The 25,350-nt window shown below is 71.7% G+C and carries 25 protein-coding genes; 12 read left to right on the top strand and 13 right to left on the bottom strand.

Annotated elements, in window-relative coordinates:
* Positions 1 to 109: 109 nt before the first annotated feature.
* The 3 genes from QWU11_RS35485 to QWU11_RS35475 all read right to left on the bottom strand — a co-directional run bounded on the left by QWU11_RS35485 (position 110) and on the right by QWU11_RS35475 (position 5,275).
* A complete protein-coding gene (locus tag QWU11_RS35485; RefSeq protein ID WP_290118882.1) occupies positions 110 to 2,239 on the bottom strand; it encodes a PQQ-binding-like beta-propeller repeat protein in 2,130 nt (709 codons plus the stop codon).
* Positions 2,240 to 4,276 (bottom strand): PQQ-binding-like beta-propeller repeat protein, encoded by a 2,037-nt coding sequence (locus QWU11_RS35480; RefSeq protein ID WP_290118881.1) that lies wholly within the window; start codon positions 4,274 to 4,276, stop codon positions 2,240 to 2,242.
* 153 nt (positions 4,277 to 4,429) lie between these two features.
* Positions 4,430 to 5,275 carry an alpha/beta hydrolase gene (locus tag QWU11_RS35475; protein ID WP_290118880.1) on the bottom strand — a complete coding sequence of 282 codons (846 nt, stop codon included), beginning with the start codon at positions 5,273 to 5,275 and terminating at the stop codon, positions 4,430 to 4,432.
* 111 nt (positions 5,276 to 5,386) lie between these two features.
* Between QWU11_RS35475 and QWU11_RS35470 the strand changes: the two genes are divergently transcribed.
* From QWU11_RS35470 to QWU11_RS35455, 4 genes are read left to right on the top strand one after another with little or no spacing between them, the layout of a single operon-like run.
* Positions 5,387 to 6,037 (top strand): SRPBCC domain-containing protein, encoded by a 651-nt coding sequence (locus QWU11_RS35470; protein ID WP_290118879.1) that lies wholly within the window; start codon positions 5,387 to 5,389, stop codon positions 6,035 to 6,037.
* Positions 6,037 to 6,363, top strand: a complete 327-nt coding sequence (locus QWU11_RS35465; RefSeq protein WP_290118878.1) for a YciI family protein — start codon at positions 6,037 to 6,039, stop codon at positions 6,361 to 6,363. The genes QWU11_RS35470 and QWU11_RS35465 overlap by 1 nt, the downstream gene beginning before the upstream one ends.
* Complete coding sequence (locus QWU11_RS35460) at positions 6,360 to 7,601, top strand: DUF6596 domain-containing protein (RefSeq protein WP_290118877.1); 1,242 nt, start codon at positions 6,360 to 6,362, stop codon at positions 7,599 to 7,601. The genes QWU11_RS35465 and QWU11_RS35460 overlap by 4 nt, the downstream gene beginning before the upstream one ends.
* 56 nt (positions 7,602 to 7,657) lie before the next feature.
* Positions 7,658 to 8,272, top strand: coding sequence for a hypothetical protein (locus QWU11_RS35455; protein WP_290118876.1), 615 nt, complete (start codon positions 7,658 to 7,660; stop codon positions 8,270 to 8,272).
* 6 nt (positions 8,273 to 8,278) lie between these two features.
* On the opposite strand, the gene QWU11_RS35450 is transcribed toward QWU11_RS35455, so the two are convergent.
* Positions 8,279 to 9,466: a low temperature requirement protein A gene (locus QWU11_RS35450; protein WP_290118875.1), complete on the bottom strand. Its 1,188-nt coding sequence runs from the start codon at positions 9,464 to 9,466 to the stop codon at positions 8,279 to 8,281.
* 168 nt (positions 9,467 to 9,634) lie between these two features.
* Here QWU11_RS35450 and QWU11_RS35445 point away from each other — a divergent pair, with 168 nt between their 5' ends.
* The 4 genes from QWU11_RS35445 to QWU11_RS35430 all read left to right on the top strand — a co-directional run bounded on the left by QWU11_RS35445 (position 9,635) and on the right by QWU11_RS35430 (position 14,012).
* Positions 9,635 to 10,372 (top strand): NUDIX domain-containing protein, encoded by a 738-nt coding sequence (locus QWU11_RS35445; RefSeq protein WP_290118874.1) that lies wholly within the window; start codon positions 9,635 to 9,637, stop codon positions 10,370 to 10,372.
* Positions 10,362 to 11,495 (top strand): 5'-methylthioadenosine/S-adenosylhomocysteine nucleosidase, encoded by a 1,134-nt coding sequence (locus QWU11_RS35440; protein ID WP_290118873.1) that lies wholly within the window; start codon positions 10,362 to 10,364, stop codon positions 11,493 to 11,495. Before QWU11_RS35445 ends, QWU11_RS35440 begins: the two co-directional genes overlap by 11 nt.
* Positions 11,492 to 13,486 (top strand): hypothetical protein, encoded by a 1,995-nt coding sequence (locus QWU11_RS35435; protein WP_290118872.1) that lies wholly within the window; start codon positions 11,492 to 11,494, stop codon positions 13,484 to 13,486. Before QWU11_RS35440 ends, QWU11_RS35435 begins: the two co-directional genes overlap by 4 nt.
* A 133-nt stretch (positions 13,487 to 13,619) precedes the next feature.
* Positions 13,620 to 14,012 (top strand): cupin domain-containing protein, encoded by a 393-nt coding sequence (locus QWU11_RS35430; RefSeq protein ID WP_290118871.1) that lies wholly within the window; start codon positions 13,620 to 13,622, stop codon positions 14,010 to 14,012.
* Positions 14,013 to 14,031: 19 nt separating this feature from the next.
* Here the strand turns inward: QWU11_RS35430 and QWU11_RS35425 are convergent, their stop codons facing one another.
* From QWU11_RS35425 to QWU11_RS35405, 5 genes are all read right to left on the bottom strand, one after another.
* Positions 14,032 to 14,970, bottom strand: a complete 939-nt coding sequence (locus QWU11_RS35425; RefSeq protein ID WP_290118870.1) for a cyclase family protein — start codon at positions 14,968 to 14,970, stop codon at positions 14,032 to 14,034.
* A gap of 93 nt (positions 14,971 to 15,063) precedes the next feature.
* Positions 15,064 to 16,494, bottom strand: coding sequence for a pyruvate, phosphate dikinase (locus QWU11_RS35420; RefSeq protein ID WP_290118869.1), 1,431 nt, complete (start codon positions 16,492 to 16,494; stop codon positions 15,064 to 15,066).
* Positions 16,491 to 17,120 carry a transcriptional regulator gene (locus QWU11_RS35415; protein WP_290118868.1) on the bottom strand — a complete coding sequence of 210 codons (630 nt, stop codon included), beginning with the start codon at positions 17,118 to 17,120 and terminating at the stop codon, positions 16,491 to 16,493. The genes QWU11_RS35420 and QWU11_RS35415 overlap by 4 nt, the downstream gene beginning before the upstream one ends.
* A gap of 87 nt (positions 17,121 to 17,207) precedes the next feature.
* Positions 17,208 to 17,666 carry a GNAT family N-acetyltransferase gene (locus QWU11_RS35410; protein ID WP_290118867.1) on the bottom strand — a complete coding sequence of 153 codons (459 nt, stop codon included), beginning with the start codon at positions 17,664 to 17,666 and terminating at the stop codon, positions 17,208 to 17,210.
* 45 nt (positions 17,667 to 17,711) lie between these two features.
* Entirely contained in the window at positions 17,712 to 18,281 is a 570-nt protein-coding gene (locus QWU11_RS35405; protein WP_290118866.1) for a dihydrofolate reductase family protein, read from the bottom strand.
* Positions 18,282 to 18,427: 146 nt separating this feature from the next.
* On the opposite strand from QWU11_RS35405, the gene QWU11_RS35400 reads away from it, so the two are divergent.
* Positions 18,428 to 18,823, top strand: a complete 396-nt coding sequence (locus QWU11_RS35400; RefSeq protein ID WP_290118865.1) for a VOC family protein — start codon at positions 18,428 to 18,430, stop codon at positions 18,821 to 18,823.
* Positions 18,824 to 18,829: 6 nt separating this feature from the next.
* Here the strand turns inward: QWU11_RS35400 and QWU11_RS35395 are convergent, their stop codons facing one another.
* The 3 genes from QWU11_RS35395 to QWU11_RS35380 form a co-directional block, all read right to left on the bottom strand.
* Entirely contained in the window at positions 18,830 to 19,201 is a 372-nt protein-coding gene (locus QWU11_RS35395) for a DUF6220 domain-containing protein (RefSeq protein WP_290118864.1), read from the bottom strand.
* 84 nt (positions 19,202 to 19,285) lie between these two features.
* Positions 19,286 to 19,651: a helix-turn-helix domain-containing protein gene (locus tag QWU11_RS47510; protein ID WP_354670926.1), complete on the bottom strand. Its 366-nt coding sequence runs from the start codon at positions 19,649 to 19,651 to the stop codon at positions 19,286 to 19,288.
* Positions 19,648 to 20,028, bottom strand: coding sequence for an ATP-binding protein (locus tag QWU11_RS35380; protein WP_290118898.1), 381 nt, complete (start codon positions 20,026 to 20,028; stop codon positions 19,648 to 19,650). Before QWU11_RS35380 ends, QWU11_RS47510 begins: the two co-directional genes overlap by 4 nt.
* A gap of 160 nt (positions 20,029 to 20,188) precedes the next feature.
* Here QWU11_RS35380 and QWU11_RS35375 point away from each other — a divergent pair, with 160 nt between their 5' ends.
* Positions 20,189 to 20,968, top strand: coding sequence for a helix-turn-helix transcriptional regulator (locus tag QWU11_RS35375; protein WP_290118863.1), 780 nt, complete (start codon positions 20,189 to 20,191; stop codon positions 20,966 to 20,968).
* On the top strand, positions 20,959 to 21,111 hold the full coding sequence (locus QWU11_RS35370) for a DUF397 domain-containing protein (RefSeq protein ID WP_290118862.1): 153 nt from the start codon (positions 20,959 to 20,961) through the stop codon (positions 21,109 to 21,111). The genes QWU11_RS35375 and QWU11_RS35370 overlap by 10 nt, the downstream gene beginning before the upstream one ends.
* A gap of 114 nt (positions 21,112 to 21,225) precedes the next feature.
* Here the strand turns inward: QWU11_RS35370 and QWU11_RS35365 are convergent, their stop codons facing one another.
* Positions 21,226 to 24,255, bottom strand: a complete 3,030-nt coding sequence (locus QWU11_RS35365) for a S8 family peptidase (protein ID WP_290118861.1) — start codon at positions 24,253 to 24,255, stop codon at positions 21,226 to 21,228.
* A 108-nt stretch (positions 24,256 to 24,363) separates the two neighbouring features.
* Here QWU11_RS35365 and QWU11_RS35360 point away from each other — a divergent pair, with 108 nt between their 5' ends.
* Positions 24,364 to 25,350 (top strand): helix-turn-helix domain-containing protein, encoded by a 987-nt coding sequence (locus tag QWU11_RS35360; RefSeq protein ID WP_290118860.1) that lies wholly within the window; start codon positions 24,364 to 24,366, stop codon positions 25,348 to 25,350.

Genomic DNA, 25,350 nt, shown 5'->3' with positions numbered 1-25,350 from the left:
TTACGCCACCCCTAACTCGCCCCCCTACCCGCGGCCCCTACCAATCAACTCGCGAAGTAAGGGTGGCGCGGGGAACCATCGTGTGACCCCTTCCGGCGGCCGCGCGGGCTCAGGTCTTCGCCTTGGCGGCGTACACCGCCTCGGAGTCCCGCCAGTACAGGACGTCCCCGTACGCGACCAGGCCTTCGGACATCTCGGTGGGGCGTCTGCGCAGCACCTTGCCTGTGACCTGGTCCAGCGACACGATGGCCGACAGGCTCGCGAGGTGCACGGCCCCGGGGGTGATGGCCGGGCGCTCGTAGGTGGCGTTCAGGCCGCCCTCGTGCCAGCGCTCCGCGCCGGTGGCCGTGTCGAGCGCGAATAGCGTGTCGTTGTCGAAACAGAAAGCCGTGTTTCCGCTGACCACGGGCAGCAATGCCGGCGCACTGAAGCTTTTTCCGCTGAAGTGGTGCTGCCAGCGAAGCTTTCCGTCGCGTGCTCCCAATGCCGCCAAACCGCCGCGGGCGTCCGCGAGATACAGGACGTCACCGACCACTGACACGGCGGAGGGGGCGCCGCCGGACGTGGTCAGAGTGGTCATTTTCCATTTCTGCTCGCCCGTGGCGGCGTCCAGGGCGAACAGGAGATTGCCTCCCGTCACGACGTAGAGAATGCCGCCGGAGAGGATGGGGGCCGATTCGACCTGTGGCGGCAGCGGGCCCGACGCGTCGAGCGTGTGCCGCCAGCGGGCCCGCCCGGTCGCGGTCTCGATCGCGAACACGATCCCCCTGCTGGTGCCGATGTAGACGGTCGTGCCGCCGGCGACGGGGTTCGCGTTCACCGACTCGCCGGTGTTGAACGCCCAGCGCCGCTGGCCGGTGACGCCGTCATAGGCGACGAGGCCCTCTTCGGAGTCCCTCCCCCCGGCGAACAGCAGGCCGCCACCGACCACGGGCTCGGGGTCCATGGTGATCAACTCGGCCATCACGTACCACAGCTGCGAGCCGTTCGACCGATCGATGCCCTGGAAGGAGTTCGGGCCGTTGGTGTAGACGACCCGGCTGCCGGCGATGACGTACAGCTCCTGGCCGGCGGTGGGAGGCTGCACGCCTCGGGCGGTCCAGCGCGGCTTGCCCGTCTTCGGGTCGAGGGCGACGAGGTTCTTGCCGTCGATGTCCTCGGTGACGAAGAGCATGCCGCCCGCCATGACCGGGCCGCTGGTGGCCTCCCCGCTCGGGGGCTTGTAGGTCCAGGTGCCCTCCGGCGGCCGGTTCGCCCGGTCGATCAGCACCGCGGCCCCGCCCGCCAGGACGGCGGCGCCCGCGAGTCCCGCGCCACCGAAGATCAGCGTCCGCCGGCCGAGGCCGGGACGCGGCGGCGAGGGCAGGGGTACCGGCCGGGTGATCTCCGCCGCGACCGTCGGCGGAAGCCAGCCGACGCCGTAGGGGGGAGCCGGCGACGCCGTGGCGAGGCGTTTCAGGACGTCTTCGGGGGTGGGCCGGCGCTCCGGGTCCTTCTCCAGGCAGGCGGTGATGAGCGCGCCCAGCTCCGGCTCGGTGACGCCCTCCAGCCACGGCGGCTGGTGGACCACGCGGTAGAGCAGGTCGTGCGGCGCGCCGAAACCGAAGGGCCCGTGGCCGGTCGCCGCGTACGTCAGCACGGCGCCGAGGGAGAAGACGTCGCCGGCCGGGCCGCTCTCCGCGCCGGTGGCCTGCTCGGGCGACAGGTAGCCGGGCGAGCCGATGGTGGCGCCCGTACGGGTCACCGCGCTCGCCTCGGCCGCCCGCGCGACACCGAAGTCGATCACGCGCGGTCCCTCGGGCGTGAGGAGGACGTTGGACGGCTTGAGGTCGCGGTGCACGACCCCGGCCTTGTGGATGCCGGCCAGCGCCTCGGCCAGGCCCGCGCCGAGCGTGGCCACGGACCAGGCCGGCAGCGGGCCGGACCCCTCCACGACCCGCTGGAGCGAGTATCCGGGCAGGTACGCGGTGACGAGCCAGGGTGTCGGCCCGATCGGATCGGCGTCGATCACCGGCGCGGTGAACGCCCCGCTGACCGCGCGCGCCGCCGCGACCTCGCGGGCGAACCGCGCGCGGAACTCGGGGTCCCCGGCGAGCGCGGCGTGCACGACCTTGACCGCGACGGTACGGCCGCCGGCCGAGCGCCCCAGGAAGACCGTGCCCATGCCGCCGGATCCCAGCCGGGCCAGCACCTGGTAGCCGCCGACCGTACGCGGGTCGGCGGGACGCAGTGGTTCCACTCAGGCTCCTTTTGCGGTGTACGCGTAGATCCGCCCGGTTTCGCAGGCGACGTGGACGAGGCCGTTCGCGATGGCGGGTTCGCCGCGGACCTCGCCGCCGATCCCGCCCTCCCAGCGCACGCGCCCGGTGGCCGCGTCGACGGCGGTGAGGCCGGACCCGGCGGAGAAGCAGACCAGCCCGTCGCCGACGGCCGCCCGGCCGACGCTCTGCTCCCCCGTCGGGACGCTCCAGCGGGTCTTGCCGGTCGCGGCGTCCAGGGCGTTCATGTTCCCGCTGCCGTCCGCGACGTACACGACGCCGCCGCTGACGTACGGCAGGCCGATGCTGGTGCCGCCGACGAACTTCCAGCGCTGTTTGCCGTCGGCCGCGCCGAGGGCGTACAGCTCGCCCTCCTTGTCGGCGCAGTACACGACGCCGTTCGCCGCCACAGGGGCGACCGCGCCACCGGGCATCGACGCCTTCCACCGGGTCTTTCCGGTCACGGCGTCCAGGGCGTACAGCGCCGTCGTCGTGTCGGCGAAGACGGTGCCGCCGGTCGCGAACGGGCGTCCGCTCAGGACGTTGCCGATGGCGCGGCTCCAGCGCGCGGCCCCGGTCGCGGCGTCCACCGCGTGCAGGGCGCCGTCGCCGCCGCCGATCCAGACGAGTCCGCCGCTCACCGCGGGCATGCGCGCGTCGAACGGGACCGTGAACCGCCAGTGCTCCTGGCCGGTCACGACGTCGAAGGAGTAGAGGAGGCCGTTGGTGTCCGGCCAGCCGACGTACAGGCGGCGCCCGGCGATGACCGGCGTACGCCACGTGGCGGCGCCCGCGCCCCGGTCCCCCACCTTGTGGTGCCAGCGCTGTTTTCCGGTGCTCGCCGTCAGGCCGTACAGGTTGCCCTCGTCGCCGCTGACGACGACGATGCCGGAGCCCACGCCGAGACCGTCGTAGGGGTCGCCGGGAAAGCTCCGTGACCAGCGGCGCTTCGGCTCGCCGGGCGTTGCGGTAGGGGTGGGGGTGGGGCTGAGGACGATCGGGGACGGCGACGCGGCCGCGTCTGAGCCGCCCGTACGGGTCAGGAGGGCGACCGCGACACCGCCGGTGGCGACGGCCGCGACGGCGCCGCCGCCCAGCGCGAGGAACCTGCGCCGGCCCGGCGCGGGCAGCGTCGCCGGCTGCTCCGCGCGGGCGATGCCGTCGGCGACGCTGTCGGGCAGCCAGCCGGTGCCGTGGAGCACCTCGGCGGCGGGCGCGTGCGCGGCCAGCCGGCCGAGCACGTGGCCGGGGTCCGGCCGGTTCCAGGGGTTCTTGTCCAGGCAGGCGGCGAGCAGCGCGCGCAGCTCGGGATCCTGGACGCCGTCCAGCCGGGGCGCGTCGTGCACGACCCGGTAGATCAGCGCGGGCGCGCCGCCGCGCCCGAACGGGCTCTCACCGGTGGCCGCGAAGGTCAGCACCGCGCCGAGCGCGAAGACGTCACTGGCCGGCCCGGTCGCTCCCCCGACGGCCTGCTCGGGCGCGAGGAACCCGGGCGAGCCGACCACCGAGCCCGTACGGGTGACGACGGCCGCGTCGGCGGCGTGCGCGATGCCGAAGTCGATCAGCCGCGGCCCGTCGGGGGCGAGGATCACGTTGGCGGGCTTGAGGTCGCGGTGCACGACGCCGACGCGATGCACCGAGACGAGGGCCTCGGCCAGGCTCGCGCCGAGCGCGTACACGGCCGGAATCGGGAACGGCCCGTGCCGGATGACCGCCTCGTGCAGCGTCATCCCGGGCAGGAAGGCGGTGACGAGCCAGGGGCTGCGGGCGTTCGGGTCGGCGTCGATCACGGGCGCGGTGAACGCCCCGCTGACCGCACGCGCCGCGGTGACCTCGCGGGCGAACCTCGTACGGAACGAGGGCTCGTCGGCCAGCTCGGTGTGCACCAGTTTGATCGCGACCGGCAGCCCGGCCGGGGAGCGGCCGAGGTAGACCGTGCCCATTCCTCCGGCCCCCAGCCGTCCCAGCAGCTGGTAGCCACCGATCCGCCGCGGATCCTCCGCCTGCAGCGGGTCCATCGCGTTCCTTCCACGCAGATGCCACGCCCCCGTCGCGCGCGCTGTCCGTGATCATGCCAGCCGGGGCATGGGTCCGGTTTGCGCATTGCGAGAATTTTTGTCCGTTCGCTGGCAATGTGGGGCGCGTTCGCGGCGCAGACCGGCGCGACGCTTTCAGCCGCTGCCAGGCGGCGAGGTCTCCAGGAATCCTCCGACCGCCTCGGTGAAGGCGTCCGGTGCGGTGACCCAGGGGTAGTGCGCTCCGGGCAGCACGACGCCGGTCCCGCGCGGGAAGATCCCGGCCAGCTCGGCCGCGTGCGCGGGCAAAGGTCCCGGATCCCGCTCTCCCGCGATCACCAGGACCGGCGCGGTGACTCTCGCCAGGCCCGCCCGGGTCTTCCCGGCCGCGGGCATGCCGGTGTGGAAACGCGTCGCCGCCTCGGCCGAACGTTCGGCGAACCGGGTGGCGTGCGCTTCGGCGGTCTCGTTCCACGGGCTGTAGAAGAACGGCTGCGCCCGCAGGCGCCGGCTCTCATCGCCCGCGTCCCACGCCTTGAGGTCGGGCAGCCGGCTCTCGTACCAGCTCTCATCGGCCCGGCGCTCGATCTGGGCGTACCACTGCTCATCGGTTATCTCGATCCCGGCCGGATGGACGCTCGGCGTGACCAGCACCAGGTGACCGATTCGCTCGGGATACCGGGCCGCGTACAGCAGCGCCAGCCCGCCGGCCGCCGAATGCCCGAGCAGGTCCATCCGCTCCAACCCCAGATGGACGCGCAGCGCCTCGACGTCCGCGACCATCCGCCCCATCGCGTACGTTTCCGGATCAACCGGCGCCGCGGACTCGCCCGTCCCCCGGTTGTCCAGCAGGAACAGCCGGCGCCGGGCCGTCAGGCCGCCGAGATCCCCCAGATACCCCGAGGACCGCCCCGGCCCGCCCGGCAGGCAGACCAGCGCCGGCCCTTCTCCCCGCTCGTGGCAGACGAGCACGGTTCCGTCATATGACGCGAAACTGACCATGCCCGTGATCTTCGCATCGGACCCGCATCGCGAGAATTTCTGTGGGCGGTGTCGATTTCGGCGGTGCTCGCGTGTCGTCTCTGTGAATCACGGTTCAGAGAGGACTTGATCATGGCCGAACGTTTCGAAGTGACGTGGGAGGGCGCGCTGCCCGCGAGCCCGCAGGCGGTGTGGGACGCGTTCACGGCGCACACCACCGGATGGCTCTGGGAGATCGCGTACGAACCGCGCCTCGGCGGCGCCGAGCAGGGGCTCAGCGGGGGCGGCGGCACGGTCACCGCGTGGGAGCCGCACCGCCACTTCACCACCGCCGCGTCCGGCGGCTTCAACGAGCTCGACTACGTGCTGGAGCCGCAGGGCCCGGGGACGTACCTGCGCTTCCGGCACCGGGGTGAGTTCGGCGAGGACTACGACCTCAACCTCGACGCCTGCCGGCGGCACACGGCGTTCTACTACCACTCGCTCGGGGAGTACCTCCGGCACTTCGCCGGGCAGGACGCGGCGTACACGACCTTCGACGTGCCGTGCGGGTTCGCGGAGCTGCGCCGGGCGCTGGGGGTGGCCGGCGGGGTGAAGGTGGGCGACCGCGTACGGTCGGGACCGGTCGACGGGGTGGTCGACTACGTGACCGACACGTTCCTGGGTGTACGGGGCGCCTCGGCGCTCTACCGTTTCTACGGCCGCGACCGGTGGGGGTGGCCCGTCGGCGTGGGGGTGCACGAGTTCTCCCTGAGGTCCTGGCTTTCCGAGGTGGTGGCGTGATGACGCAGTACGCGGTGCTGATCTTCGAGGGTTCGGCCGACCTTCCACCGGAGGTCGTGGAGGCGCACGAGCGGTTGCCCGAGCGGATCGCCGCCGCGGGCGGCCGGATCGTCGCCGGGCTCGCGCTGTCGCCGAGCGACACGGCGACCTCCGTACGGGGCGACCTGATCACGGACGGCCCGTTCATCGAGACGAAGGAGGCGATGGCCGGGGTGTTCGTCCTGGAGGCCCGCGACCTGGACCACGCGCTGGCGCTCGCCCGCATGACCCCGGTCGTGGACGGGGGCGTCGAGGTACGGCCGATGGCCGGCTTCGTGGTCACGTGAGCGACGTCCCGGAGGCGGTCGCCGCGGCGCACCGCCGCGAGTGGGCGTACGTGCTCGCCGCGACGGTCCGCCTGACCCGCGACCTCGACACGGCCGAGGACGCCGTGCAGGACGCGTACGTCCAGGCGCTGCGCACCTGGGAGACGGACGGGGTGCCGTCACGGCCCGGGGCGTGGCTGACGACGGTGGCCCGGCGGAACGCGCTGAACGTCATGCGGCGCGGACGGACGCTGACGGCCAAGCTCCCTTTGCTGCTGGGCCCGGAGGAGGCCGACATGGAGGCCGCGGTGGAGATCGAGGTGGAGATCGACACGATCCCGGACGACCGGCTGCGGCTGATCTTCACGTGCTGCCACCCGGCCCTGGCCCGTGAGGCGCAGGTCGCTTTGACGCTGCGGCTGGTGTGCGGGGTGGCGACGCCGGACATCGCGCAGGCGTTCCTCGTCCCCGAACCGACGATGGCCGCCCGCCTGACGCGGGCCAAGAAGAAGATCGCCGCCGCGCGCATCCCGTACGCCGTGCCCGCGGCCGGCGATCTGCCGCCGCGGCTCGACGCGGTCCTGTCCGTCGTCCACCTGCTCTACGCCACCGGGCACACGGCCCCGTCGGGCGGCACTCTCGTACGGGACGAGCTGACCGCCCGCGCCGTGGACCTGGCCCGCATGCTGCGGCTGCTGCTGCCGGCCGACCGGGAGGTCGCCGGGCTGCTCGGGCTGCTGCTGGCCAACGAGGCCCGCCGCGCGTCACGGACGTCGGCCGACGGGCGGCTGCTGCGGCTGGACGCGCAGGACCGGTCACTCTGGGACACGTCGCTGGTCGCCGAGGCCGACCGGCTGGTGGTCTCGGCGCTGACCGGGGGTCCACCGGGGCGCTTCGCCCTGCAGGCCGCCATCGCCTGCCTGCACGCCCAGGCGAGCTCGTACTCCGCGACGGACTGGCCGCAGATCGTGACGTTGTACGACGCGCTGCTGCGCGTGTGGCCGTCGCCGGTGGTGGCGCTGAACCGGGCGGTGGCGGTGTCGATGGTGTCCGGTCCGGAGGCGGCGCTCGCGGAGATCGCGGCGCTGGAGGAGGACGGGCGGCTGGCGGGCTACCGGTACCTGCCGGCGACGAAGGCGGACCTGCTGCGCCGCCTGGGCCGCGACGCGGAGGCGTCCGAGGCCTACCGCGCGGCGCTGGCGTTGAGCGACAACGCCGCCGAGCAGGAGTTCCTGAACGACCGCCTTCAGTCGTCCTGAGCCCGGCCCGCGGACCCGCACGGCTCAGACGCCGGCCCGTGCGGCATTCTCGTCGCATGACCGAAAGAAGAGGCGCGGTTCGTACGCGCGGCGTTCGGAGTGATCTCGTGCTGCGGCCGGATCGGCAGAAGGCGCTGGTCACGCTGGTCGCGCTCGCGGTGATCAGTGTGGGCATCGTCGCCGCTGTTTTGGCCGGCGACGCTCCGACGGTGTTCGCCCCGGTCGTGGGCGGCCTGTTCGCCGTACCGATCGTCCTGGTGGTCACGGCCCTCGTCCGCGGCCGGATCACCCTTACGGCGCAGGAGATCGTCGTACGGGGCCTGGGCACCCGGCGCCGGTCACGCGCACACGTCACCGAGGTGGTGCGGGCGACCATCTCCGCGCCCCGCGCGGGAGCCACCGACAACCTGTTCCTGCTCGACGCGCACCGCAAGCCGGTCATCAGGGTGTCCGACACCAACTACACGCGCGGGCAGCTCGACCGGCTGGTGGACGCACTCGGCGTGCCGTGCGGCGGTCCCCGCGGCCCGGTCAGCGCCCAGCAGCTCGCCGAGGCGTACCCGGGCCTCGTGTCGCGGGCCGAACGGCATCCCTACCGGGTCGCCTTGGCGGGCTTCGCGCTCGGCGTGGTCATCGTGCTGGCGGTCGTCGGCGTCGCGTTGGTGTCCTGACCGCGGTCAGGCCGTGGCGGCCGAAGCGCCGGGGGTGTTCAGGGCGATGACGGTGGTGGCGGCCGCGCAGATCAGGCCCGCCAGCAGTACGGCCGCGTCTCCCGCGTACGTGCAGGCCAGGACCGCGACCGCCGTCACGGGCAACGTCGCCTGTGCGGTGCCGGAGGCGTGGTGGCGGATGTGGATCAGCCACACCATGGCGAGGTAGCCCGCCGTGGGCACCGTCACCGCGGCGTTGGCGCTCACCGCGGAGATGTGGGCCTCGCCGATGGCGTGCTCGACGACGACCTCCAGACCGGCCCCGATGGCGGCCGCGGCGGCGAAGACCACGTAGTGCCCGTACCCCCAGGGGATCGACTGCCGGTTCGACCTCAGGTACGTGTGCGCGGGTACGGCGAAGTAGATCCACCAGGCGGCGAAGACGATGAGCAGCCCGCCCGCCGCGGTCGGCAGCAGCGTGTCCAGTGCGTGGTGCTCGTCGAGACCGGACTTCACCGCCACCGTCGCGGCGGCGATCGTCTCGCCCAGCACGATGATGGTGAACAGGCCGTAGCGCTCGGCGATAATGTGCTCCGGATGCCAGGAGGTCTGGTGGTCGCGCTCGGCGATGACCGGGACCGAGAGTTCCGCGAGGGCCAGGAGCGCGAACACCCACCTCTGGCCGTCCGCCGGGGCGAAGAGCAGCCCTACCCAGCCCGCCTGGCACAGCAGGAGACCCGCGGCGTACCGGCGCGTGGTGCGGGCGGCCGCCCCCGTCTCTCCTCGTGAGGCCCGGAGCCACTGACTCGTCAGCGCCGCGCGCATGAGGATGTAGCCGACCACGGTCAGCGTCCAGTCCCCGTCGTCGAACGCGCGGGACACCCCGGCGGCGAACACCAGGACGCCGGCCATCTGCAGCAGGGTCAGGAGCCGGTACGGGACGTCGTCACAGTCGTACGCGGAGGCGAACCAGGAGAAGTTCATCCACGCCCACCAGATCCCGAAGAACACGAAGAGGTAGCTGAGGACCCCGCCGAAGTGGTTCTCCGCGAGGGCGTGGACGAGGCTGATCCCGGCCTGGGCGACGGCGACCACGAAGCACAGGTCGAAGAAGAGCTCCAGCGGCGTCGAGGTCCGATGCGCCTCATCCCGCCGCCGCGCCGTCATCCGGGCCACGATCCGCCCGGTTCGCTCGGTCGGGCTACTGACACTCATCGACTGACTCCTGGGACGTACGGCGCGGGGTGGTCGCCCGAAAGTATCCGAAAACCAGCCCCTGACCAGCGTCAGGGACGGCCACGGCCCACAGGCGGGCCGATCCGCAAAAGTACGGATTCCCGCGAAACACTTTCTGTCAGGAAGACAAAAAGCTACTCTTCCCCCATGACCGACGACCCGTGGGTTACGCCCGTCGTCATGATCGCCGTCGACCTGGTGATCCTGACGCTGCGCGAGTCGCGTCTGCAGGTGCTCCTCATCGAGCGCGGCGTCGATCCGTACAAGGGCGCCCAGGCCCTGCCGGGCGGCTTCCTGCGGCACACCGAGGAGGACCTCGCCGTCGCGGCTCACCGGGAGCTGTCAGAGGAGACCGACCTCGACGTCGAGACGCTGCGGCTGGAGCAACTGGGGGTGTACGGCGAGCCCGGCCGCGACCCCCGCGGACGGGTGGTGTCCGTCGCCTATCTCGCGATCGCGCCGCGCCTGCCGGAACCCACCGCCGGCACCGACGCCGCCGACGCCCGATGGCAACGGGTCGACCAGGTGCTCTCCGGGGAGCTGGCGCTCGCCTTCGACCATCGCCGGATCGTCACCGACGGCGTCGACCGGGCCCGCGTCAAGCTGGAGCACTCCGCTCTCGCGACGGCGTTCTGCGGGCCGACCTTCACGATCACCGATCTGCAGGACGTGTACGAGGCGGTGTGGGGCATCCCCCTCGACCCCAGGAACTTCTACCGCAAGGTCCAGAAGACCGAGGGATTCATCGTCGCGGCCGGTACGGAGCGGAAGGCCGCGACCGGCCGACCGGCCCGGCTGTTCAAGGCCGGCCCGCGCGAAGTCCTCTATCCACCGATGGTCCGGCCACCCGAACCGAGCACGAAGGAGCCGCACAGTGAGCCGTAGTCCGGTCGTGATCCTCACGGCACTGGACCTGGAGTACCAGGCCGTCCGCGAAAAATTAGTCGACCCACGCCTGCGCAAGCACGCGCAGGGCACCCGTTTCGAAGTCGGACGGCTCGCCGGCGGCCGGTGCGAGGTGGCACTGGCTCACGCCGGCAAGGGCAACCAGTCCGCCGCCGTGCTCGCCGAGCGCGCCATCGCCGCGTTCACGCCGGCCGCCCTGCTGTTCGTCGGGGTCGCCGGCGCCCGGCGCTCCCACGTCGCGCTGGGAGATGTGGTGGTGGCCACGCACATCTACGCCTATCACGGCGGCACGAGCGAGGACGACGGCTTCAAGAGCCGCCCCCGCGTCTGGGAGACCTCCCACGCCGTCGACCAGATCGCCCGGCACGTCGCCCGGAGCGGCTCCTGGGCGCGCGATCTTCCGGGCGAGACCCCCAAGGTGCACTTCGGGCCCATCGCCGCCGGCGAGGTCGTCCTGGACTCCGCGCACTCCGCGCACGCCCGCTGGCTCGACGGCAACTACAACGACGCGCTGGCCGTCGAGATGGAAGGCGCCGGTGTGGCTCAGGCCGGGCACCTGAACCGAGCGCTCGTCGCCGTGATCCGGGGAGTCAGCGACCGGGCCGACGGCACGAAAGAGGACACCGACCGGGCGCGGTGGCAGCCACGCGCGGTCGCCGGCGCGGCGGCCTTCGCCGCGGTCCTGGCCGACGGCCTGGCCGACGAGGACAGCGGACGACCTGCGGAAACGGGAGAACACATGCCGGGGACCAACCAGAACATCGCCAAGGGAAACGCCTTCGTGGGAGTGCAGGCCGGCACCGTGTACGGCGGTGTCCGGTTCGACTCCGGGCCGCGCCCGTACGGCGACCTCACGGGAGCACTCGTCGACCTGCGCGGCCGGCTCAAGCGGGCGCGGGCGGTCGGCGACCTGGACCAGGACACGTACGACGCGGCCGAGGCGGAGCTCACCTCCGCCGACGAGGCGCTCAGGACGAACACGCCGGAGGGCCGGGTCACGCTGATGCTCGCGCTCAAGAAGATCCGCGGGCTCATCGCCGACGTGGCCGAGCTGACCGCCGTGGTCACGGCCGCCATCGCCCTGGCCCGGGTGTTGTCGTGACGGGCCCCGACCCGACCGTGATCAATACCGCCGAGGACTCCTACGTCGGCGTGCAGGTGGGAGTCGTTCACGGCGATCTTCACTACATGGTGCCCCCGGGCGCCTCGCCCGAGCAGAAGTTCAGGGTCGGTGTGCGCTTTCTCGACGGCAACGTGCCGAGCCGGGGAAGAGAGCTCATCCACGAGGCCGTCATGGCCGAGTACCACACCGACGAGGTCTGCTTCTACTGGCTTCTCTCCCTGGTCAGCGGCCGGACGTGGAACGAGCTGTCCGACGACGAGGTCGCCATCCTCAAGAACAAGCACCGCGTGATCGGCCTCACCGGTGACGACGGGTGGACGGCCGGCGTACGGATGATCGATCGCTTATTGGACTTCGCGGAGAACCCCGAAAACGACCTCCACGCGCTGTTGGCGGAGTTCGACAAGCTCGACGACGCTCAGCGCACCCCGATCCTGAAACATCTGGAGATGTTCCTGGACGGGCCGCTCCAGGACCGCATGTGGGAATTGGCCCTGGCCCAGGCCGAGCGGGACCAGACGGCGGGCGACCGGGCGGACCGCGTCTGGATGTTCTTCCAGCCGGACCCGGCCGAGCCCCGGCCCCGCGCGGTGGCCGACGCCGAGATCCCGGTCGCCACGTGGATCCACGTCGTGGCCGCGACGGCGGTCTTCGTCGGAGCGACGGTCCACCTCGGTTATCTCCTGGCGCGGGCGGGACACGTCTCCGCCCTCCTCGTGTACGTCCTGAGCCTCCTCGCCGGCCACGTCGGGGCGGGCAGCGGCATGGACTGGCGCTTCCGCGTGGTGCGACGCCGCGCGAAGGACGCGGAGTACGGCGGATCCCGGCACCGCCGGAACAGCGCGCCCGCCGGGGGTTTTGCGCGCAGAGTCGACGACCGTTTCGCTCACTACTTCGCCAGGTACGTCCCGCGTGGAATGGACCGCCAGGTCTGGCTGGCCGAGACCGCGGGGGTCCGCCAGAGCATCCGCGACGAGATCGTCGAGACCTTCCGGGAGCAGAGAACGGGTGCCGAGAGGCTGCACTGGCTCATCCGGCACCGGGTGCGCGACGTCGGAGACCGCTGGCAGAACGGCACCCTGCGAAGCTACCGGACCGACCTAGCGACGCCCCTGACCACCCGGTTCACGGCGATCCTCGGTCTCGCCCTCCTCGCCGCGGGATGGACCTGGGCGGTGGGCGACGCGGTGGCCGACAGCCCCCTGAGCGCGGCGCGCTCGGCGGCCGTCGCGCTGATCGGCGCGTGCGTCGCCGCCCGCGCCCGGCTCCACATCACCCTGGAGAGTCGCCGGGCCGTCCACGACCGTCTCGAGAGCCGGCGGACGCTGGAAGGGGACAGGGCCGCGTACGACAGATGGCGCAAGAGGCTGGCAGGCAAGCCCGGAGACGCCGAGATGGCGGCCTGGCTGGACTGCGACCGGAAGATGCTGCTGAGTGAGGCGTTGCGGCACTACCGGCTGACCATGAAGAGCGTCATCGCCTACGCCTTCGTCGAGACACGCGCCGCTTCGTCGAAACGCGCGCGGATCAAGCGCGGCCCCTGGCGGTACGAGGGATATGACTTCCTCGTCTTCCTCCTGACCGCCGACGGGGTGCGCCAGCTCACCGCCCGGCTCGACTTCGCGCACGGCAGCTTCCACGACCGGCACCGGACCAACTACCGCTACGAGGCGGTCGCGGCCGTACGGGTGGGCCAGGCGGACGACGACAGGCGCACGTTCGAGCTCTCGCTCGTCAACGGGCAGGAGATCGAGGTCCAGGTCATGGACCCGGGGATGGAACAGCTCGAGGACGGTGAGAGCCTCGGGGAGGTCTCCAGAGCCACGCTGGACGCGGCGGGCTTCCAGCACACCCTCCACGTACTGGAAGGAATCGCCGCGGAGGGGAAGCGGTGGATCGCCCGGGAGTCCCAACGCGGAAAGGCTCGCGCGAGGACATTCGCGGACACCATGCGGGACCCGGAGTCCTGAGCCGACAGGCCTGCCGTGCCAGGTCATGCCGGGGGCATAGCCTCTGAGCCAGGGACGGCCGGGCCGCCGCTCGACGCCCGCACCGTCGCAGGAGGCGCTGGACCTGCTCGCGAGCCGAGCGAAAGGAAGGCACGTGGAGTTCCTGAACAAGCAGCCGACCGTGAAGGCGCCCGCCGAGAGGTTCACCGGCGACGTCTGGCTCGACGTCGTGGTCAAGGGTGAGCCGCCGTCCCGTATCCGGGTCAACGTGGTGCGGTTCGCGCCCGGGGCCCGGAACGCCTGGCATCGGCACGCGGTCGGTCAGACCTTGCACGTCACCGAGGGGCGTGGGCTGATCCAGGCGCGCGGTGAGGAGATCGTCGAGATCGGTCCCGGCGACACCGTCCACACGCCGCCGGGCGAGTGGCACTGGCACGGTGCGGCGCCCGGTCACTTCATGACCCACCTCGCCATGTGGGAGGCGCCCGAGGACGGGCCCGAGACCGAGTGGGGCGACCTCGTCACCGACGAGGAGTACGGCGGCTGAGAACGGCGCCGTCCCGCGCTCAGAAGGTGGCGATCGGGTTGACCGGGCTGCCGGACGTGCCGGCGAAGCGGACCGGTGCGACCGTGAGGTGGAAGTCCCACTGGCCGAGCTCGGCGGCCGTCGTCGCGCACGCCTCCAGGTCGCAGTTGTCGAGCAGCCACAGCCCCATCGCGACGAGGCTCACGGCGTGGACCGGCATCAGCACGTCTCCGTACCCCGACGGCTGGACGTCCTGAGGGGTGTCGGCGCCGATCAGCGCGACCTCCCGTTCGTGCAGCCACGGCAGGCAGGACGCGTGCCAGCCGGCCTGTGAGAAGCCGCCGGACTCCCCCGCCTCGTGCCGGGCGCGGCCGTAACCGGTCCGTAGGAGCACGGCGTCGCCGGATCGCACCCGTACGCCCTGGCGGCGCTCGGCCTCCTCGAGGTCGTCGGGAGTCACGCCCTGCCCAGGTTCCAGCCACGGCACGTCGCGGACCCTCGCGACGTCCAGCAGGACGCCGCGGGTGATGATCCCGTTCGCCGCCGCCGTGACGGCCGCCCACGCCGAGCCCGTCGCGGCGTCGACCAGCGAGTGCGACCGCCCGTTGTACATCGTGCCGTCCCAGAAGATGTGGCACGGCGAGTCGACGTGGGTGAGCGTGTTGCCGTGGAAGGTGATGCCGAGCCGCTCGGACGAGAACCCCCAGCGCCGGTCGTCGTGGAACGCCGGCACCGGCATGTTCTCGGCGCCCGGCATGTCGGCGGCGCACGGGCACGTCGTCGTCGACCGCTCCATGTCTCCCGGTACCGCGACCTCCCACGCGCACGACACGCTCCTGCCGTGGCGCACGGCCCGCGCCGCTGCCAGCCGGACGTCGTCGGTGATGAGGTTCAGAGTGCCGAGCTCGTCGTCGTCGCCCCAGCGTCCCCAGTTCGACAGCGTGTCGAAGTAACCGAGCACGTCGTCCTGTGCAGGCATCGGCCGCTCCGCCGTCATCTCGGCATCGACTCCTCCGGTCACGTGGTTCGAGGCACCGCGGGCAGGGTATCCCGCCCTCTCCGCGCGGTGCGGCTACAGGGCGTCGGCCCATTCGAGCAGGCGGCGCAGGTGCGGGCCTTCCGGGTCCGTGACGACGCGCGGGCGGCCGACGACGACCTCCCCGCCAGTGCCGTCGATCGTGATCAGGGCGCCTTCCGGCAGCACGCGCCCCGCGGCCCGTACGCCCCCGGCTTCGACGGTGAGGCCCGCGGCTCCCACGACGGCGGGTCTGCCCAGGGAACGCGCGACGACGGCGGCGTGGCTGGCCGGGCCGCCACGGGCGGTGACCACACCCGCGGCGGCGGCCAGCCCGTGCATGTCGAGCGGGGAGGTGTGCGGGCGCACGAGGATGACCGGCCCGCCGGCCGCCATCCGTACCGCCCGGTCGGCGGTGGTCGCCACCCGGCCGGACGCCACTCCCGGGCAGGCGCCCGTGCCCCGGGTCAGGATGTCGAGCGGGCCGGCGGTCGCGATGCGGGGCGTACGGGCGCGGTGCCGGGCGGACGCCCGTTCCAGGGCCGAGCGGCGGCTGATCACGCCCTCGTCGGCCAGGTCGACCGCGACGCGTACGGCGGCGGGCCCGGCGAGGCCCCCGGGGCGTACCTGCAAGAGCCACAGCCTCCCCGACTCCACGGTGAACTCGACCTGGCACACGTCGCCGAAGTGCCGCTCGATCCGCCCCAGGGCCGCCCGGAGCGCCGCCCACGCCGCCGGCTCGCGTTCGCCCAGCTCGGCCAGCGGCCGGGTGTCCGACGTCCCGGAGACCACGTCCTCGCCCTGACGCCCGAACAGGACCTCGCCGTACGGCGTGTTCTCGCCGGTGTTCGGGTCGCGGCTGAAGGCCACGCCGGTGCCGCTGTGGTCGTCGCGGTTCCCGAAGACCATCGCCTGTACGGTGACGGCCGTGCCGAGGTCGTGCGGGATGCCGTGCAGCTCGCGGTACGTACGGGCGCGCGGGGTGTCCCATGAGGAGAACACGGCCCTGACGGCCGCTTCGAGCTGGCCCGCGGCGTCGTCCGGGACCGGCTCTCCGGTACGTACCGCGGCCGCGAAACCGGACAGGAACCGCCGCCGGGAGTCCGACGCGAACGACGGGTCGCCCGTCTCGGCGGCGAGTCCCGCCGTGGTCTCGGCGGTGAGCCCGAGGTTGAGGATCGTGTTCATCATGCCGGGCATGGACACGCCGGCCCCCGAGCGGACGGACACGGTCAACGGCCGTCCGGGGTCGCCGAGCCGCCGTCCCGTGGCGGCCTCGAGAGCGCGTACGGCATCGGCCGTCTCTGCCGCGAGGCCGCCGGGCGGCCGCCCGTCGCGGAGGTGGGCGCGGCACGCGCGGGTGCCGATGACGAACCCGGGGGGCACCGGAAGCCCGAGACGCCGCAGCGCGACGAGGCCGTGTCCCTTGGCGCCGAGGACGCTCGCCGGCTCCGTGACCTCGGCCGAGAGCGGGTGGACCCAGGTCATCGATGCCGTGGCAGGCCGAGCGTGACCAGCAGATCCTCGTGGAGCTGGAACCACACGCCGTGGTAGGACTCGAGCCCGTCCGCCACACAGTCCAGCTCGCCGGCCCTGGCCCGCGTGAGCGCGCCGGTGAGCCGGTCCCGGTACCTCCGGAACCGCAGCAGCGCCGCGCCCAGAGCGGCGCAGACGCCGTCGGCGCGCCGGTCGAAGTCGGTGAACAGCTCCAGGACCCGGGCGTCGTAGGTGGGGTCGGCGTGGTCGTTCGGCGTCGGAACGCCGTCGCCGGGGCGGAGCTGCCAGGCCGTACAGAGGTCGAGGAGCTCGGGGTTGAGCACGAGGAAGTCCTCGTACGCGCGGGTGACGGCGGCCCGCGCGCCGGCCGCGTCGAGCTCGGCGCCGATCCGCTCGGCGTCCGCGGCGCGACCGGCCTCGGTGAGCCCCCATCCGCCGAACTCCCCCGGCACGCGCGTGACGAGCCCCGCCACCGCGAGGTCGATCAGCTCCGATTCGACGTCGGGCGCGGTGAGCCCCGCGGCCCGGGACACGCGGGCGAGGTGGGCGAACCCGACGCAGCGGAGCGAGTGCAGGACCAGCAGATCGGTGCCGGTGCGATGGGGCGGGTTCGTCATGTGACGTCCCGTACGACCGTGGGACCCGGGCTCATCCCTGAAGGATACCCATGCCATCCGGATGCCGAGAACATCCGGATGGCTCGCTCATCCCAGGACCTTGGTCATGTACGTGCTGTGCGGGTCGAGCGTGTAGTCCGCGAAGGGATCGGTGTAGACGAAGCCGAACTTCTCGTACAGCCGGCGCGCGGGGAGGAACGGCTCGGCCGTGCCGGTCTCCAGGCTCAGGCGGGCGAACCCCATCCGCCGCGCCTCGGCGATCATGTGCTCCAGCAGGAGGGACGCGACTCCGCCGCGCTTGCGCGCCGACGCCGTGCGCATCGCCTTCACCTCGGCGTGGTCGGCGGACAGGCGCTTGATCGCACCGCAGCCGACCAGCGCGTCGTCGTCGTACACCGACCAGAACGTGATCTCCGGCCTGCGCAGCCCGTCGAGGTCCAGGGCGTGCTTGCTCTCCAGCGGAGTGAGCTCCCGCATGTCCCGCACGTGGTCGTCGATGAACGCGGCGATCTCCGGGCCGCTCAGGTCGTCGACGATGATCTTCATGGGCACATCCTACGATCGCGCCCCGGGAGGCGGACCCGTGACGGCTCAGGCCGGCCGCGAGTAGCGGAGGAGGACGGTCTTGGAGTCGAAGACGCGTGAGTCGACCAGTTCCAGGCCGATGCGGTCCTTCGGCTCCATGAACAGCTTCGGGCCGCCGCCGAGGACCACCGGGTGGATGACGACGCGGTAGTCGTCCAGCAGGCCGAGTTCGGTCAGCGACGCCGCGGCCTCCGCGCCGCCGGTCAGCAGGATGTCCCTGCCGGGGCCCGCCTTGAGCGCCGCGATCTCCTCGGCGACGTTCTCTCCGATCACGCGGGTGCCCCAGCCCGCCTCCGTCAGCGTACGGGAGAGGACGATCTTCGCGGTCTCGCGCCAGTACGGGGCGAACACGCGTGAGTGGTCATCGGTGGTGTCCGGATCCGCGTCGGCCGTCGGCCAGTACGCGGCCATGCCCTCCCACACCTTGCGGCCGTACAGCAGAGTGTCCACCCGCTCGTTCATCTTCTCCGAGTACGCGAACAGCTCCGGGCCCACGGACGGCCAGTCGAACTCCCCGTTCGGCCCCGCGACGTACCCGTCGACCGACGCGTGGACCCAGTAAATGATCTTTCGCATGGCGCGCTCCCCTGTGCCGGCGGCGCCCCTCTCGGGCGCCTTCGTGAGGGTAGTCGGAGCCGCGACCGCGGCCTCGACATGCGACGGGAGGATTCTTCCGACCGGCACGTATCCTCGTCGTCCCCGCCTGATCGAGGAGAATCATCATGTCCGTACGCGAGCTGCGCCTCGTCGTGACCACCGACGACTACGACGAGGCGGTGCGCTTCTACCGCGACGTGCTCGGCATGCCGCAGCGCGACGCGATCGCCGGTCCCGGAGGACGGGTCGCGATCCTGGAGGCCGGGCGGGCCACGCTGGAGATCGCCGACCCGGTCCAGGCGGAGTACATCGACGAGATGGAGGTCGGCCGCCGCGTGGCCGGGCACATCCGCGTCGCGCTGGAGGTCGACGACACCGAGAAGGTCACCGGCGAGCTGACCGGCGCCGGCGGGGAGCTGATCGCCGCGCCGAAACTCGGCCCGTTCAAGGCGGTGACCTCCCGGATGTCCGCGCCGGCCGGGCTCCAGCTCTCGCTCTGGTCACTCACCGACGAGGCGTGACCCCGGTCAGGTCCTGCGGCCCAGGCGGATCAGGGTGCCGGAGAAGCCGAGGATCAGGGCGCCGACCAGGCCGTGCAGTGCGCCGAACACCTCGCTGTGGTCCGTGCCCGCCTTGGCCAGCAGGACCTGGACGGGGCCGGCGAGGACGAACAGGAAGGCGACCATGCCGACCGCCCGGCCGCCGAGCCGGGCCAGGAGGGCGGCCACCAGCAGGACGATGCTCAGGCCCGCGATGACGTAGCCGACCGTCTCGTGCGCGCCGAAGCGGTTCGTCTCACCCGTGCGCACGTCGTGGAACGCGCCCAGGCCCGCGAGGAAGAACTGGACGACGATCACTAAGGTCGTCACGATCGCCAGGACCCGGTAGACGGTCGTCATTCCCGTTGCGGTTCCAGCGGCCTTGGGGGTCGTCGTCTCGACCGTTGAGCGCCCTTTCCGGGGGGAATTTCCAGGTGATCATTATTACGGCGCTCCGCCGCCGGCTGGAAGGCCTCGCGGGCTTCCGCCTCGGTTGCGCAGCCGGACCTGCGTTCGCAGGATTCTTCGCATGACGCCGTAACTACAGCCGAAGCGAGCGGCGACCTGGCGAATGGTCCAGCCCTGGTCGTACAGGCGGGCGGCGTCCCCGGCGATCCGCTGCTCGAAGGTGTCCGTCTCCGGCCCCTCGTCCAGCATCGCGCGGATGTGGCGGTGGAGGTAACGGCGGTGGCCGCCCGGCGTGTACAGCGGGGTGAGCCTGCCCTCGCGCGCCCACCGGGCGATCGTCGTCGGGCGGACGCCGAAGATCTCGGCGACCTCTCTCGGCCGCAGGAGCTCGTCGTCGTTCACCGCGCGACCTTCGCCCATACGGTCTTGCCGCCGTCGGCCTCCGCGCGTACGCCCCACTCCTTGCTGAGCGCGTCCACGAGGAACATGCCGCGCCCGTTGACGGCCAGCCCGTCCGGCAAGCCGACGTAGGGCATGCCGTCCGCGCCGTCCCACACCTCGATCAGGATCTGGTCCGGCCGTAGGTGCAGTGACAGCCGGAAGACCTCCAGTGAGTGGGTCAGCGCGTTCGTCACCATCTCCGAAAGCACCACGCGTGTGTTGTCGGCCGCCTCGCCGCCCACTCGCCAATCCCGCAGCGCCCATTCGAGGACCCGATGCGCCTGCCGCGACGCAATCTTGTGCGGGGGAAGTGGGAGCCGATAACTGCATGGCGGCATCGCCTCTGCTCGATCCATCGCCTCTCTCCAGACTATTTCGTTGACGTCTGACAAGGCTGACCGCACGGCGATACGCTCGCCAGCAGAGGCACCCCATTCGGAGAGATTTCCATGCGCCCCGCAACGCAACGAGAAATTTCAAGAATCTGACAGAAAGGACATGATGGGCAATCCCCCAAGTCCCGCGTTGAAGAAACTCGCGGCGGCCGTCCGCCGCTACCGCAAGCTTCGCGGACACACCCAGGCCCAGCTAGCCGCCTTGATCCCCTGCTCGGACAAGACCATCAGCGCCATCGAGACCGGGCGCGAACGCCCCTCCCGAGAAATGATCGTCGCGGTCGAGGCCGCACTGACACTCCCCCCGGAGGCATTAGTCGACATCTACGACCTACTCGACATCGAAAGCCTGCCAAGCTGGATGCGCGACTGGCTCATCGAAGAGCGCCGCGCGTCCTCTCTGCGGAATTTCGAGATGGCCATCATCCCCGGCCTGCTGCAGACTGAGGACTACGCCCGCTCACTCCTCAAGGGCGACGAAGCCGCCGTACAAGCGCGAATGGAACGTCAGGCCATCCTCACCGGCGAGACTCCACCCACATTGCGGTGCGTCCTGGACGAAGCAGTTCTGTACCGCAACAAGGGCGGACCGGAGGTCATGCACAATCAATTGAAGCGCCTAGTCGAGAGCGTGTCCGAAAGGCTCACCATCCAGATCATCCGATCAGACGTGAGCCCGCGATTGTCAGGTGCTTTCGCGATCGGTAACGTCGACGGCAGGGAGGTGGCATACGTCGAGACGGCCGTTCGCGGAATCGTCACGGGAAGCCACGACGATATCGCCAGACTCGAAGACGTCTGGGAAACCATCCGCACGTACGCCCTACCTCAACAAGAGTCGCTGGACTTCATCCAGAGAACAGCAGAGGAAAGATGGACCTGAAGAACGCCGAGTGGCGCAAGTCGAAGCGCAGCAGCGACAACGGCGGCAACTGCGTCGAGATCGCCGTCCAGTGGCGCAAGTCGCGGCGCAGCAGCAACAACGGCGGCGCCTGCGTCGAGATCGCCGTAGTCGACGTCAAGTAGTCCCCCCACGTGCCAGCCCCTCCGCCCGTTCGGGCAGAGGGGGCCGACGCCGTCCGGACGTACGGCGTGGTCCGCCGGCTCGTGCGAGCCGGCGGACCACGTCGCGGTGGCGGATCAGTTGACGCTGACCACCGTGCCGGTTCCGTGGGGGTATTCCACGTAACCGGTGGCGGGCACGTCCGCGTCCGCGCCGGTCCACTTGGCCGTGGCGGTGAACGCCTGGCCGCGCGGCGCGGTCGCGGTGGCAGGCGACACCGACAGCGTGTGGCCCGCGTCGGAGGCGTCGACGATGTTCGCCCGGTAGGTGAACGGCGTCGACGTGGTCCCCGGCGCGTTGCTCAGCGCGACGACGTACGCCGTGTAGTGGCCCGGTTCGAGACCACTCTCGGTGATCTGGGAACGGCTCGCGACGTCGCCGAACGCCAGGATGGAGCCGCCGGTGGCGTAGTCGCCCTGCACGAGGATGACCGCGGCGGCCGCGTTCGGGTCCTCGGTCTGCGACGTGACCTGGACCGCCTTCGTCGTGGCCGTGACGGTGAAGGGGTACGCGGCCTGGTTGTTCGGGTCGCTGCCGTCCACCGCGCCCTTCTGCGCCGGGCCGGAGACGAGCCCGTACGCCCTCAGCGACAGGCGGTCGCTGCCCGGCGTCACCTGGTAGGACACCGAGCCCGACTTACCAGAACCCGATACCTGGGCCGGCGCGTCCGCGCCGACCGGCGTGACCACGATCGGGCTGCGCGCCGCCGTCCCGGCCCCGCTCCAGGTCAGCGAGCCCGACGTCGCCCTCCCGGAGGGCGCGGTGGTCTGGGTGAGGGTGACGGTGAAGGTGTGAGTGTCGCCCGCCTGGCCGAAGTTCAGGATGCCGGGGCTGACCTTCGCCTGCATGCCGGGGACCGAGATCGTCGCGTGGTAGAGGCCCGGTGTCTCGGCCGTGAGCGTCCGGGTGAACGTCTCGGTGCCGAGCAGGTGACCCGAGGCGATCGACGGCGAGTTGAGCTGCGAGGTGCTGATGCCGGGGACGCCGGTGTTCACGCCGCGGCCGGTCAGGTACGCGAGCCAGTCGTTGTCGGAGGAGTCATAGACCACCCCGGGGTCGAGCATCGACCGCGGGGTGACCTCGCCCGCGCCCTGGGCGAAGACGTCCTCGTTGACGCTTCCGTCCGCGTTCTTCGTGGGCTTGGCCGTCGTCATCAGCGCGGACTTGATCGCCATCGGTGACATCGTCGGGTGCAGCCCCAGGTAGATGGCGGCCAGGCCGGCGATGTGCGGGGTGGCCATCGACGTCCCGGACTCGAAGGCGAAGCCGTCGCCGGAGTTGGTCGGGGGCGCGACGGCGGCCAGGATCGACACTCCGGGCGCCGCGATGTCGGGCTTGAGCAGGTCACCGCTGTTCGACCGCGACGGACCGCGCGAGGAGAACCCGGCGATCTGCGGGTACGGGACGGACGCGCCGCTCGTGTTGCCCGGCACCAGGGTCGCGGTGGCCCCGGACGTCGCCGCGTAGTCCCGTACGGCGGTCGCGTCCGGGGTGTTCAGGTGGACCGTGGGCACGCTGTGCGCGTCGGCGTCGGTGTCCAGGTCGGTGAGGTTCACCAGGACCATGCCGGCGCCGCCCGCCCGCTGGACCTCGGCGGACTTGGCCACGCGGTCGTTGACGCCGCGGTCACAGACCACGATCTTGTCCTTGGCCTTGTCCGGGTCGAGCGTGGACGGCTGGCACAGGGCGGCGTCGGAGGCCGCGGCACCGGGCGCGGCGATGTCGCCGGACCGTACGAGCGGCTTCGGCCCGACCGTCGCGGTCACGCTCACACTCGCGCCGGCGTAGGCGTGGCCGTTGCCCAGCTTCACCGTCGCGAGGTACGGCGCGATCGTGCTGGCGGCCACGGTGGTGGTCCAGGGCGCGGTGTTGTCCAGCGAGGAGGCGTCCGGGCCGGCGTTGCCGCCGGCGGTGGCCACGAAGATCCCGGCCGAGGCCGCGGACAGGAAGGCCAGCTGCACCGGGTCGTTCACGTCGGACTCGAAGATGCTGCCCACCGAGTAGTTGATGACGTCCACGCCGTCACTGACGGCCTGGTCGATGGCGGCCACGATGTCGGAGGTCGTACCGCCCGAGGTGGTCTTTCCGGTCCACAGCGCCTTGTAGACGGCGATGGACGCCGCCGGCGCCACTCCGGAGATGTCGCCGAAGTCGCGGCCGTGGATCGAGGCCTCGACGCCGGCGTCCCCGGCCGCGGTGGAGGCCGTGTGAGTACCGTGGCCCTCGCCGTCGCGCGCCGACTGGTAGTCGTTCAGCCCGGAGGCGCCGCCGACCACGTCGAGGAATCCGGCGTCGAAGTAGCGGGCGCTGATCAGCTTGGTGTTGCACGCGGTGGCGGTGAACTGCTCGCCGGTCTGGCAGGCGCCGGTGAACGTCGAGCCGTCGGCCTTGTGCTGGACGATGGCCGCTCCGTCGCGGTACGCGCGGAAGGGCGCGGACGCCACCGGCTCGGCCCCGAGAGCGGGCCCGGCGAACGACGTGGCCTCCGGCCAGATACCGGTGTCGATGTCGCCGACGACGATGCCCTTGCCGGCCTTCTTGGTCCCTCCTGCGGCCTTCCACAAGCCGGACTTGCCCGACAGGCCGAGGAAGTCGGTCGAGCGCTTGTCGTCCTGAATCGTGTGGATCTTGTCCGGGACGACGGAGGTGACGCCGGCACTGTGGGAAAGCGCCGTGGCCTGCGCGGCCGTCAGCTTCGCGGAGAACCCGTTGAGCGCGACGGTGAAGTGCTGGTCGGCGACCGCGTGCACGCTGCCGGCGGCGGAGTCCTGCTGGCGCCTGAGGTAGCCGCCGAGCGCGCGGGCGTCCGACGAGGCGGCGTTGACCTTCGCGCCCTTGGCAGGCCTGGTCCTGGCGATGCCCGCCACGCCGCCCTCGTAGGTGGCGACGGGCTTGGTCGCGAGCGTGACGATGTAGCGCCCGGGGGCGAACGCCGACCTGATCGGCGGCCTGGCCGTCGTGTCGGTCGTGTCACCGGATCGGGCGGGTGGAGCCGGCGTACGCGTCGTGGCCGCGGTGGCCGGGCCCACGATCGCGCACGAGGCGGCGACCACCGCCGCGGCCGTCAGGTACAGGCCGCGGATGGACGGGAGGGGCTTCGATCTCATGGTCACCTAACTCTCGGCACACGGCCACGGGGGCATCGGGCCGCCGAGCAGAGCCTTCCATTTGTCTGAAATATGGCGCAAGGTAGCCGTGTGACCAGAAATCGCCGAATGGCGGTAACACGCCACGACGCCTCATCGCTCGAGGCGCTCGGGATCGACCGGGTGCAGAGTGAGGTGTTCTTCGCGGTGCTCACCACGCCGGACAGCGACGTCGCCGACCTGTCCGTGCACAGCGGCCACGCCGAGAGCGTGGTCGGCTCCGCGGCCCACCAGCTCATGGCCGACGGGCTGATCGTGCGGATCGCCGGGGAACCGGCGAGGTTCCGCGCGGTCTCGCCGAAGGCCGCCCTCCGTTCTCGCCTGGCGCATGCCGAGAACGCCGTCTCCGAGGCACAGAGCGTGGTCGGCGACCTGGAGCGTCTCTTCGGCCGGATGGGCCACTCCGGTCACCCGGCGGGTCGCCTGGAGGTCATCGCCGGAACCGACAACGTCGCCTCGGCCGTACGACGGCTGCAGGACACCGCCGTACGGGAGATCCGGACCTTCGACACCCCGCCGTACGTCAGCGATCCGATCAGCTTCGTCGCCCCGACCGAGCAGGCGGCCCGTGCGGGCGTGACCGTCCGGGGTCTCTACGACCGTGCCGCCGTGGCGATCCCCGGGCGCCTGGAGGGGGACATCGCGGCGTGCCTGGCGGGCGGTGAGATCGCCCGCGTGGTGACGGCGCTGCCGCTCAAGATGGTCCTCATCGACGACCAGGCCGCGCTCCTACCGCAGACCATCAGTGGGGACATCGTCGACTCGGCCTACCTCGTGCACCCGTGCTCGCTGCTCGACGGTCTCATCGCGCTGTTCGAGGCCCTGTGGGCGACCGGCCTGCCGCTGGCCGCGCGTACGGGCGGCGACGTGCCGGATGAGGAGACCCGGCGCCTTCTCACTCTGCTGATGGCCGGCCACACGGACCTGACCATCGCGCGAGCGTTCGGGATCAGCCCTCGTACGGCCCAGCGCCGCGTCCAGTCCCTGATGCGGACGCTGAACGCCGAGACCCGCTTCCAGGCGGGTGTCACCGCCGCCAAGCGCGGCTGGCTGTGA

The sequence above is a fragment of the Actinomadura sp. DC4 genome, assembly GCF_030406325.1.
Taxonomy (GTDB): Bacteria; Actinomycetota; Actinomycetes; order Streptosporangiales; family Streptosporangiaceae; genus Actinoallomurus.
This window is presented reverse-complemented; position numbering and strand designations above follow the sequence as displayed.